This is a genomic window from uncultured Cetobacterium sp. (assembly GCF_945952365.1).
GTDB lineage: Bacteria > Fusobacteriota > Fusobacteriia > Fusobacteriales > Fusobacteriaceae > Cetobacterium_A.
The window spans coordinates 69090-79951 of the sequence record NZ_CAMFHX010000012.1 but is presented as its reverse complement, the minus strand read 5'-3'; the positions used below and the strand labels follow the sequence as shown (position 1 = coordinate 79951).

8 protein-coding genes are annotated in these 10862 nt (G+C 33.3%); 7 read left to right on the top strand and 1 reads right to left on the bottom strand.

The annotated features are described in order from the left end of the window. Together Q0O83_RS06095 and Q0O83_RS06090 are read left to right on the top strand one after the other, a co-directional pair. Positions 1 to 1204: aminotransferase class I/II-fold pyridoxal phosphate-dependent enzyme (locus tag Q0O83_RS06095; RefSeq protein WP_294095177.1), on the top strand; the 1204-nt coding region annotated here is incomplete at its 5' end. A 109-nt stretch (positions 1205 to 1313) separates the two neighbouring features. Then, entirely contained in the window at positions 1314 to 2060 is a 747-nt protein-coding gene (locus Q0O83_RS06090; RefSeq protein ID WP_294095175.1) for a MipA/OmpV family protein, read from the top strand. Between the two features lie 79 nt (positions 2061 to 2139). On the opposite strand, the gene Q0O83_RS06085 is transcribed toward Q0O83_RS06090, so the two are convergent. Continuing rightward, positions 2140 to 2733, bottom strand: coding sequence for a sigma-70 family RNA polymerase sigma factor (locus Q0O83_RS06085; protein ID WP_294095173.1), 594 nt, complete (start codon positions 2731 to 2733; stop codon positions 2140 to 2142). A 293-nt stretch (positions 2734 to 3026) separates the two neighbouring features. On the opposite strand from Q0O83_RS06085, the gene Q0O83_RS06080 reads away from it, so the two are divergent. The 5 genes from Q0O83_RS06080 to Q0O83_RS06060 all read left to right on the top strand — a co-directional run bounded on the left by Q0O83_RS06080 (position 3027) and on the right by Q0O83_RS06060 (position 10836). After that, on the top strand, positions 3027 to 4541 hold the full coding sequence (locus Q0O83_RS06080; protein ID WP_294095171.1) for an ABC transporter substrate-binding protein: 1515 nt from the start codon (positions 3027 to 3029) through the stop codon (positions 4539 to 4541). A gap of 142 nt (positions 4542 to 4683) precedes the next feature. Continuing rightward, on the top strand, positions 4684 to 5925 hold the full coding sequence (locus Q0O83_RS06075; protein WP_294095169.1) for a TolC family protein: 1242 nt from the start codon (positions 4684 to 4686) through the stop codon (positions 5923 to 5925). Between the two features lie 9 nt (positions 5926 to 5934). After that, complete coding sequence (locus Q0O83_RS06070) at positions 5935 to 6996, top strand: efflux RND transporter periplasmic adaptor subunit (protein ID WP_294095166.1); 1062 nt, start codon at positions 5935 to 5937, stop codon at positions 6994 to 6996. Position 6997: 1 nt separating this feature from the next. Then, positions 6998 to 10024, top strand: a complete 3027-nt coding sequence (locus tag Q0O83_RS06065; RefSeq protein WP_294095161.1) for an efflux RND transporter permease subunit — start codon at positions 6998 to 7000, stop codon at positions 10022 to 10024. Between the two features lie 8 nt (positions 10025 to 10032). Next, on the top strand, positions 10033 to 10836 hold the full coding sequence (locus Q0O83_RS06060; RefSeq protein ID WP_294095159.1) for a MerR family transcriptional regulator: 804 nt from the start codon (positions 10033 to 10035) through the stop codon (positions 10834 to 10836). The last annotated feature ends 26 nt before the right edge of the window (positions 10837 to 10862 follow it).

The following is a 10862-nucleotide window of genomic DNA, read 5'->3' as shown; positions in this document are numbered from 1 at the left end:
CTTTATATATTTTATTAAAATAATTATAGAGTTTTATAAGTATTTGGTAACGGCAAATGTGAACGGAAATAAATTTTTAGCAAAAAGATTTCAAAATAAACAGGAAACTACTTTTAAATCTATAGATGGTCCTGAAAAAGATAAAATTATCAACTTAGGAATTGGAGATTTAGATATCCATACCCATGAAGTCATTATAAATGCAGCTTTTAAAGATACTTTAAATGGTCATACTCACTACACAGACCCTCTTGGAGATTTAGAGCTTAGAAACGAGATTATAAAATATCATAAAGATGAATTCACTAACTACAATATATCTCAGGATGAGATTATCGTTTTATCGGGAGCGTGTCACGGAATGTATCTAGCTCTTGGAGCTACTTTAAATCCCGGAGATGAAGTTATTGTTTTAGCTCCATTCTTCCCTGTATATATCGACCAGATTGAAGAGGCTAAAGGCGTTCCTGTTATTGTTCATAGCACTATTGAAAATGGCTATCAGATAGTTAAAGCTGATTTAGAAAAAGCTATCACTCCTAAAACAAAAGGTATTATTATAAATACTCCTTCAAATCCAACTGGAGTTTGTTACTCTAAAAAAAGTTTAGAGATTGTCGCCGAGCTTGCTAAAAAATATGATTTTTTAGTTTATGCTGATGATATCTATGATTTTTATGATTACTCTAACTCATTTGTTCCGATTGCTAGCTTAGAAGGAATGAGTGAAAGGACAATCTCTATCTGTAGCTTCTCTAAAAACTTTGCTATGACAGGATGGAGAGTTGGGTATAATGTTGGACCTAGTGCTATTATCGATACAATTAGAAAATTAAATGAGGTTATTGTTTACAGTGCATCCTCTGTTTCACAAAGAGCTGCCCTTGCTGCCCTTCAAAATAGAGAGCTTATCAAAGAAAGCATTGTGCCTCTATATCGAGATAGAGTTCAATACTCACTAGATAGAATCAATAATATTAAAAATCTAAAAGCTTTCGCTCCACAAGGTGGTATCTATATATTTGTAGATATTTCAGAAACAAAGATGAACTCAGTAGAGTACTCTGATTATCTTTTTGAAAATCTAGGAATCAAGGTTATCCCTGGTAAACCATTTGGTGATGATAAAGCAATTAGAATAGCTTGTTCAAACCCGTTAGAAACTTTAAAAGAAGCCTTTGATCGTATAGAATCTATCTCTTAATCTATTTGAAAAACGATACCTTTTTTGAGTAATAAATTTCAAAGTGCTGATTCTTGATTTCTATGGTATAATTGCACAATAAATTTATATATCCTCGGGAGGGAAAATTATGAAAAAAATTATTTTTAGCATTTTAGCACTTTCTTTAGCTACTACTGCTATGGCAAACGATAAAGTTGGAGTTGGATTAGGAGCTGGAGTTTCTAACAGCATCTACAAAGGAGCCGACGACAATGCTTACCCTGTGCCACTTTTAGATATTAACTACGGTAACTTCTATGCAAAAGGTATCACAGTTGGATATACTTTCTTTAGAGGAGAGGACCTATCTTTATCAGCTTACTTAGATCCTATGGCTGGATTTGGTATTGACGCTGAAGATATGGGAGCTGGATACAGAAATATCGATGATAGAGACACTCAAGCTATGATTGGATTAAGAGCTGACCTTAACACAGGAATCGCTGATATCAGAACTGGAGCAACTGTACAATTTGGTGAGCACGGTTCAGAAGCTAAAATCAGTGCATTTAGAGCATACTCATTGGGTGAGAAGTTAGTTTTAGTTCCAAGTATCCATATGAAAGGATTCTCTGGAGACTTCACTGATTACTACTTCGGTGTTACAGCTGAAGAAGCTGCTAGATCTAATAGAGACAACTTAAAATCTGAATACAAAGCTGATACAGCTTTCTCTTACGGAGCAAACTTAACAGCTGAATATAGAGTAAACGAAAAACTTTCTCTTATCGGAATCGTAGGAGTTGAAAAATTCTCTAACGAAATCACTGATTCACCAATCGTCGATGACGAAGCTATCGTTTTAGCAAGTGTTGGAGCTAAATATTTCTTCTAATCTTTAAACTTTAAATAAGTAAATACGATAAAAGGGTGTCACAATTTTATGTGGCACCCTTTCTATTTTAAATTTTGTACTATTCAACTTTACTATATTTTTCTAAATATGCCAGAATTTTCTTTTTCACCCTTTGAATAGCATTATCTATTTTCTTAGGTGACTCATTTAATAACTCTGCAATCTCAGTATATCTATACTGCTTACATATGTAGTAAAATACCTTTTTCTCTAAAGGAGTTAGACTTTCATTTAGAAATTCTCCCAATAAGTTTACCATCTCTTTTCCTATCAGTATATCCTCTGGTGAATAGTAGCTTAATGAAGGTTTTGAGTACTGTGCTAAATCATCTAAATTTACATCTTTATCCCCAATTATTGATGTATTCAACTTCAAGTTCTTATTTGAGTTTGATGATTTCACTGCTGTAATAATCTGTCTTTTTATACACAGATTTGCAAAAGTACTAAAACACACCTCTCTACTTTGGTCATATGATTTTATCGCCTTTAATAGACCAATATACCCCTCTTGTAATAAATCATCTACATCTCCACCTTTTATAAAAAGGTTTCTGCTGTTTCTCAAAATATCACTCTTATATCTCAAGAAAACTTTCTCCATAGCTTCATTATCACCACTTTTTGCTAACATTACATCTCTTTCATCCATAGTCTTGCCCCCTTAACTATAAAAACGACTAAAAAACATGAGTTTCCTCATCCAACAAGATGCCAAAATAATAAAAAAAATTTTTCATTATGCACCTATATTAACACATACTTTTTTTATTTTGAACATTCCAATTTTTCTTTTTTTTCAATATTTTTTGAAATACATCATTTTTTTTCAATATTTTTGATAATATATTTTCAAATAGTTATTATATAAAAAATTAATTTGACGCAGTACTTTATTTTTGATACTATAGTTCTAATTATTTAAAAACTATAAGGGGGCGTTATATGAAAAAATTATTGAATTTTCTTTTATTAGTTGTACTTTTTGTTGGTTGTGGGAAAGAAAAAGAGGTTGAAAAAACTACAACAGCTGTTTCTACACCGAATAAACTTATCTATACACAAAGTAGTGAATCTGTAACTCTTCATCCTCATGAAGCTACAGATGTTTATTCAAGAAGAATTATATCTAATATCTTTGATAGATTAATTGAAACTGATGAATCTTTAAACATAGTGCCTGGTCTAGCTGAAAGTTGGGAGCAAATCTCTCCTACAGAGCTAAAGTTCAATTTAAGAAAAGGGGTTAAATTCCAAAACGGAGATGAACTTACATCTGAAGATGTTAAATACACTCTTGAAAATGCTAAGAAATCTGCAAAAGTTGGAACTTTATACTCAGCTATTGAAACTGTGGAAACTCCAGATAAATATACAGCTATTGTTAAAACAAATGGTCCTTCTGGTTCACTAATTCACCACTTAACTCATATAACAGCATCTATTTTAAATAAAAAATATTACGAAAATACAAAGGATACTAACCACTCACCTATGGGAACTGGAGCTTACTCGCTACTTGAGTGGAAACCTGGATCATATATGACTTTAAAAAGAAATGACGACTATTTCAGAGGAAAGCCAGCTATCGAAATTATCGAAGTTAGAGCTATTCCAGAGGAAAACAGTAGAGTTATCGCAGTTGAAACTGGAGAACACCACATAACTGGAGATATCGACTCTATCGGAAGAAAAATCCTTGGAAATAGAGAGGATGTTAGAGTTGAAGAGATTAGCTCTCTTGGAGTTGGATACCTTGGACTTAACACATCAAAAGGAGCTCTTCAAGATAAAAGAGTTAGACAAGCTATCGCTATGGGAATCAATAGAGACCTTATGATTGAAGCTGTTTTAGATGGTGCTGTTGAAAAGGCTAACAGTATCTTAGGACCTGGAGTTGTTGGATACTCAAAAGATACAAAACCTTTTGAATACAACCCTGAAGAAGCTAAAAAACTTTTAGCTGAATCTGGTCACCAAAACTTAGAGCTAATTCTTGCTACAAGTAACAATGAACTTAGAAAACAGATGGCCGAAATTATCCAAGCTCAACTTAAAGATATCGGTATCAATGTTAAAATAGAGATTCTTGAATGGGCAGCTTTCTTAAATGCAACTGCGACTGGAAAGTGTGATCTATTTATGCTTGGTTGGTCTAACTCGTCTGGAGATGCTGACTACGGAATGGGTTCTATGCTTCATAGCTCTATGATGGGGTCGTCTGGAAACAGAAGTTTCTTTGATAACGCTGAATTCGATGCTCTTTTAAATGCTGGAAAAGTTGAACTTGACCCTGTGAAAAGAGCTACAATTTATAGAGACGCTCAAGATATTATGAACGAAGAGGTACCTATTCTTCCAATCTACTTCATGCCTGCAAGTGCTGGAATTAGAAAAGAGGTTAAAGGTTTCGTTCAATCACCTATAAACAATCCAACTTTCTATAAACTGTCATTCTAGATAACACTTAACAAACCTATTTAAACATTCAAAATGGAGAGATAACCCTCTCCATTTTTTATTTTTTTAAATCTTGACTCTCAACTTACTTTATAGTTTATAATTCACTATTGTGAAATATAAAATTTATGAAGGAGATGCTATGAAAAAATATCTATTGCTATTTTTTGCTATCAGTATCGCCTCTTTTTCTAGAGAGTTATCTCTTCAAGAATCTATTGATTTAGCTAAGAGAAATAACAGACAGCTGAAAGAGAAAGAGATAAGCGTACAACAAAAAAAGTTAAATGAAAATGTAAAAATCAAAAATGCTCTACCCTCTGTTAGGGCTCAAGGAACATACTCTGACTACCAAAATTCTAACAATGAAAATGGAGTATTCCAAAACGGAGTTTACGTATCACAATCTATTTTCAGCGGTGGTGAGATATTTTATAACGCTAAGGCAGGTAAAGCTTTAAGAGAGTTTGAAGAGAGTGACTACAACTCTCAAAGCATAAATCTAACTCTTAAAGTTATAGAGTCTTATATCACTACTCTTCAATTGAAAAAAAGCTTAGCGGTATATGAAGCCTCTCAAAAGGAGAAAAGCGAAGAGTTAAACAAACTACAAGAGTTCTATAAACTTAGCCTTATAGATAAAAGTGAACTTTTAAAAGTAGAAACATCACTTTACAGCACTCAAACCTCTATTATAAAGGTAAAAAACAGTATAACAACTGAGGAGTTAAATCTTAAAAACCTTTTGGGTCTAAATATGAATGAAGAGATTACACTAAAAGAGATGGAGATTACTAACTTTAATACCGATGATATCAATTTAGCTCAAGATATTGAAGCAGCTATGAACAACAGTACTTTAGCACAGAAATTAGATAAAAATATCACTATAAGTGAGTATAATGCTAAAAGTAGTAGAAGTACATTTTTACCTAAAGTTAATTTAGAATACGGCTACGAATCTTTAGAGGATAGTAGTTACTCTAGAGCTAATGAAAACGACTGGCAATGGAAAGTTGGTGTCACAGTGAAATGGGATATCTTCAACTTTGGAAGCGGAATGGATTCATATAAAGAAAGCACTTTAGAAGTTGATAAGATGAGACTTTCTAAAATAGATTCATTGGAAACTCTTAAAAAAGAGATTACAACAGCTTATCTAGATTTGAATATGTCTAGAGAGACTATCAAAACAAATGAGAAAGCTCTGCTAACAGCTTTAGAAACATACAACATAGATAAAGAGAAGTTCAACAATAGAATCATAGATTCTGTTGATTTCCTAAAAACAGAAGCGGATTTAAGAGATGCACAAATCACTCATATAAACTCTCAGCTGAATTACTTTATCTACTACCAACAATACTTATCACTATTAAAATAGGAGGCTTCAATGAAAAAAATATTAGGTTCACTACTTCTAGCTTTAGCTTTAGTTGGATGTGGAGGCGATAAAAAAACTGCAGTTACTACACCTGAAGTTATAAAAGATGTAAAATTAAAGGAATTAAAAACTACTACTATAAAAACTACAAAAATATATAACGGTGACATCAAACCTAAGATGGAGGTTAAAGTTATAACTCCAAGTGGTGGATATGTAAAAGATATAAAATTCAAAAACGGAGATGCGGTTTCAGTTGGAACTACAATTTTAACACTGACAGATGCTAACACAGAAGCAAGTTACTACGAAACTGAGGGAACTCTTATAAAAGCTAAATCAAGCTACAATATGAATAAAACATCGTACGATAAATATAAAACTCTTTTCGAGAAAAATCTTATCTCTGAAGAGCTATACTTAGAATCTAAAAACAAAATGGAAAACAGCTTAGGTGAACTTAAAATAGCTGAGGCTTCTTTCATTAGAGCTAACGACAACTTCAAAAGACTTTTCGTTACATCTAATATAAACGGAGTTGTTACTGATTTAAACGCTAAAAAAAATGAGAAGATAAATTCTGGAGCTGATGTTCTGACTATCGTTCAAAACGACGAGATGGAGATTGTTATAGCTGTAAGCCCTGAGGATATCGGTGGTATATATAAAGGTAAAGAGGCAAAAGTTACTGTTTCTGCAGCTAATAAAACTATAATCGGTTCTGTGAGCGAAATCAATTTTTCAGCTAACACTGACACAAAGAGATTTGAAGTAAAAATCACTCTTCCGAATGAAGATAAAGCCCTTTTAAAAGGTATGTATGGAAAAGTTGAGATGGTTGGTGCTGAAGTAAATGGTCTTTTCGTGCCAAAAGAAGCTGTTATGATAAAGGACCTTTACTCATACGTAGGTATTGTTAGAGACGGAGTTGTTTCTATATATAAGGTTAACCGTGGAGTTTCAGAAGGAAATTTACAAGAGATTTTCTTCGACGATTTCAAAAATGGAGATCAGATTGTTGTTCAAGGTCAATACCTTCTAAATAACAACGACAAAGTGAGGGAGATTTAGTATGAGAATACTTTCAGAATTTTCCATTAAAAAACCAGCAACAGCAACTATGGTAGTTATCTCAATGATATTCTTCGGGCTTTTAGGGCTTTCGAAGATGCCTATTGAGATGATGCCAAATACAGCTAACCCCACTGTTAGGGTTACTATCGAGTGGAAGGGTGCCACTCCTGAAGATGTCGATAAGATGATTACAAAAAAAGTTGAGGATATTCTTCCAAACGTTGATGGTATCACAGAGTATTCATCAACTTCAAGCTCTGAAACATCTAAAATCAATGTTAAATTTAAGTATGGTACTGATATTGAAACAAAGATAACTCTTATTCAAAATGAGATCAACCAGATTAAGAGTAAGTTGCCATCGGATATAGAGGAACCATCTATCAGAGAGCAATCTATGGGTTCTATCCCAGCTGCTGTTTTAACTATGTCTGGTGGAGACCCGATGGAAGTTAGAACTTACGCTGAGAACTCTTTAAAACCTCTTCTTGAAAGAATCGAAGGTGTTTCTCAAATTATCATCTTCGGAGGAAAAGAGCAGCAAGTTTTAGTTGAAATCGATCCTGAAAAACTTGAAAATTATAATCTGAATGTTATGCAAGTTTCTGATATAATCTCTAAAGCTAGTACTACTATCCCTGGTGGACAAGTGAAAGAGGGAGAGAAAGAGTTTTATATCAAAGTTCAAGGTGAACTTAAAAGCCCTGATGAGATTGCAAATGTAATTTTAAGAAATAGTAACGGTCACCTTTTAAGATTAAAAGATGTAGCCGATGTTAGAATAGATACAAAAGACCCTACAAACATCTTCCGTAAAAATAGAGAGGATGGACTTGTAATCGTTGTTGCTAAAACAGACGAGGGAAATGCAATCGAGATTGTAGAATCTGTGAATAAGGTTTTAAACAGTGTTAAAAACTCTGTACCTTTAAACTCACATCTAGATTATGATTTCGATTCAACAGTTATCATCATGAACTCTATAAACAACGTAAAAGAAACTGGATTTATAGGTCTAGCTTTAGCTTCTATAATTCTATATATCTTCCTGAAAAGTATCTCTGCAACTATCGTTATCGCAGTTGCTATACCTATATCTATCATATTTACATTCTTCCTACTAAATGCTCAAGGCTTAACATTAAACCTTGTATCACTTATGGGATTATCTTTAGGGATAGGAATGCTTGTGGATAACTCGGTTGTTGTGCTAGATAATATCTATAGACATATGACTGAGCTTGGAAAAGGTAAAGTTGAAGCGGCGATGGATGGAGCTGCTGAGATGGGACTACCTGTTTTAGCTTCTACTCTTACAACTGTGTCTGTATTTTTACCAATCGTATTCCAAGAGGGAATGGCTAAAGAGCAGTTTAAAGATCTATCTTACTCTATCTCTTACTCGCTACTTGCATCCCTTATTGTTGCCTTAGTTTTCGTACCTATGGCTTCGAGTAAGATGTTAAACGAGAAAAAAAATCTGACTTCAGAAGGAAAAGTTCTTAAAGTTGTTAAAAGAATCTATATGTCTGCTTTAAGATGGTCAATTAAAAATAGAGGGATTGCAGCAATTGGAACTGTACTTCTTTTCGTAGGATCAATATTTGCTGCTTCAACTTTGGGTGGAGGCTTTATTCCTACAAGTGACGAGGGAAGATTTGCTGTTGTTGCTAAGCTACCTTCAAGTGCTGATATAAATATGAGTGATAGAATTGGAAATATTCTAGAGGACAAAGTTAAAAGCATTGGAGTTGCACAGTCTTATACAATGTCTGGAGACACGACTAACGCTATTGTAAATATAAACGCAGGTTTAAAAACATCTAGAGATGAGAGTCTAACGGATATCATGAAAAATCTGAGAGAAACTTTTGTAAGTATTCCAGATGTAATTTTAACTATCGTACCATCATATGTATTTGGTGCTGATGGAATCTATGATTTAGAGTTTGAACTTTACTCTGATAATGAGATTCAGTTACGTGAAATCTCTGAATCTTTAAAAAATAAAATGTATAATATAGATGGAATCACAGATATATCATCATCATTTGAGGGCGGTAAACCAGAGGGTAAAATCCTTGTGGATAGAGAGAAAGCTAAGTTCTACGGAATAGATATCGAAACTTTAGCACTTATGATTAAAACTCAAATCTTAGGTGACCAACCTATAACTATCAACAGTGACAACGGTGAGATTGATGTAACTGTTCAACTAGAAAAAAAATATAGAACATCAACTGACATGCTAATGGATTCTAGAATCACTTTAGAGAATGGAAAAAATATTAGAATCTCTGATATTGCAACTCTTTCTATCGAAGAGGGGCCATCAAAGATTGAAAAGAAAGATAAAAAGAAAAAAATTGTTCTTTATGCAAACTTGAAAAGTGGAGCCGACCTTCAAGGAGCTAAGACATCTCTTATTGATGCCTTTAACGAGTTATCACCTCCAGATAGTGTAACTTATGGGTTTGGTGGAGACTCTGCTGATATGGCCGAAATGGGGAACCAGATGGTTATCAGCTTCTTAGTTGCAATCTTCTTAGTTTACTTCATACTAGTTTGGCAGTTTGAATCGTTTATACTACCATTTATCATAATACTTTCAATCCCTCTATCAACTATGGGAGCACTTTACAGCTTGGCTCTATTCAGAGTTAACTTAGATGTTATGGTTGCAGTTGGATTCGTTATGCTAGCTGGTATTGTTGTAAATAACGCCATCGTTTTAATCGACTTCATCAATATAAGAAGAGAGAGAGGAGATAGCATAAATAGAGCTATTATAATCTCTGGTAAAACGAGACTTAGACCGATTCTTATGACAACACTTACAACTGTTCTTGGAATGATTCCTTTGGCTTTAAGCAACGGAGATGGTTCTGAGATGTATGCTGGTATGTCGTTTGTTGTTATCTTTGGTCTTTCAACAGCCACACTATTTACACTTATAGTTATCCCTGTGTTCTACTACTTAGTGGATGACTTAAAAAAATTCATAAAAAAAATCATTAAAAGATAGGTGAATATATGTTTGATGAATTTTTAACAATCGGAGAGGTATCTAAATCTACAAGTATACCCATCTCTACACTCAGATATTATGATAAGGTTGGATTATTATCTCCAGCCTTTAAAAATGAGGAAACAAACTACAGGTACTACACGCCAAAACAGATTTTTGTTTTAAAAATAATAAGTCATATGAGAAATATGGGCTTTTCTATCGAGTATATTAAAAGTCATTTTGAAAATATGAGCTATAACCATACTTTAGAGCTCTTTGAAAATGTTATTGCCGAAACAAAGTTAGAGATTAAAAGATTAAAATCTGTTGAGAAAGAGCTTCTTGAAAGCCGAGCTAAATTTATGGATAGCTTCCAATTGGAGAAAAGAGTTGGAACTCCATTTATAGATGATACTCCTGAAATCAGGGGTGTTATCTATAACGACCCAATTCATAGTTTTAAAGATTTGAGTAAAAGTCTAAAAACTATCGACAACTTTGAAGCTGCAAATAATCTGCACGCTACTCTTAGAGGATTTAAAGTCTCTTTTAAACATTGGGAAAAAAATACCTATATAAAAGATCAACTCATAGCTAATATGAGAGAGGAAGCTGCCAATCTTTCTGTTATTATTCCCGCTGGAAAATACGCTTGTGTCTATGGCAAAGGAGTTTTCGAAGAGCAAGAGGTTGTGAAGAACCTTTTAGATTGGATTAAAGAGAACAATCTAAAACCCAAAGAGGATTTTTATATAACATTCAGTGATCTGATTATGTTTAAAAGTAGAAAAGATTTTCTCTATCTTTTAAGAATTCCTCTAAATTGAAATTTCATACAAGTTTAGTAGCAATG

Excerpts from the sequence above, each read along its gene's own strand:
- Q0O83_RS06090 (WP_294095175.1), top strand. The coding sequence starts at position 1,314 with ATGAAAAAAATTATTTTTAGCATTTTAGCACTTTCTTTAGCTACTACT.
- Q0O83_RS06085 (WP_294095173.1), bottom strand. The coding sequence starts at position 2,733 with ATGGATGAAAGAGATGTAATGTTAGCAAAAAGTGGTGATAATGAAGCT.
- Q0O83_RS06080 (WP_294095171.1), top strand. The coding sequence starts at position 3,027 with ATGAAAAAATTATTGAATTTTCTTTTATTAGTTGTACTTTTTGTTGGT.
- Q0O83_RS06075 (WP_294095169.1), top strand. The coding sequence starts at position 4,684 with ATGAAAAAATATCTATTGCTATTTTTTGCTATCAGTATCGCCTCTTTT.
- Q0O83_RS06070 (WP_294095166.1), top strand. The coding sequence starts at position 5,935 with ATGAAAAAAATATTAGGTTCACTACTTCTAGCTTTAGCTTTAGTTGGA.
- Q0O83_RS06065 (WP_294095161.1), top strand. The coding sequence starts at position 6,998 with ATGAGAATACTTTCAGAATTTTCCATTAAAAAACCAGCAACAGCAACT.
- Q0O83_RS06060 (WP_294095159.1), top strand. The coding sequence starts at position 10,033 with ATGTTTGATGAATTTTTAACAATCGGAGAGGTATCTAAATCTACAAGT.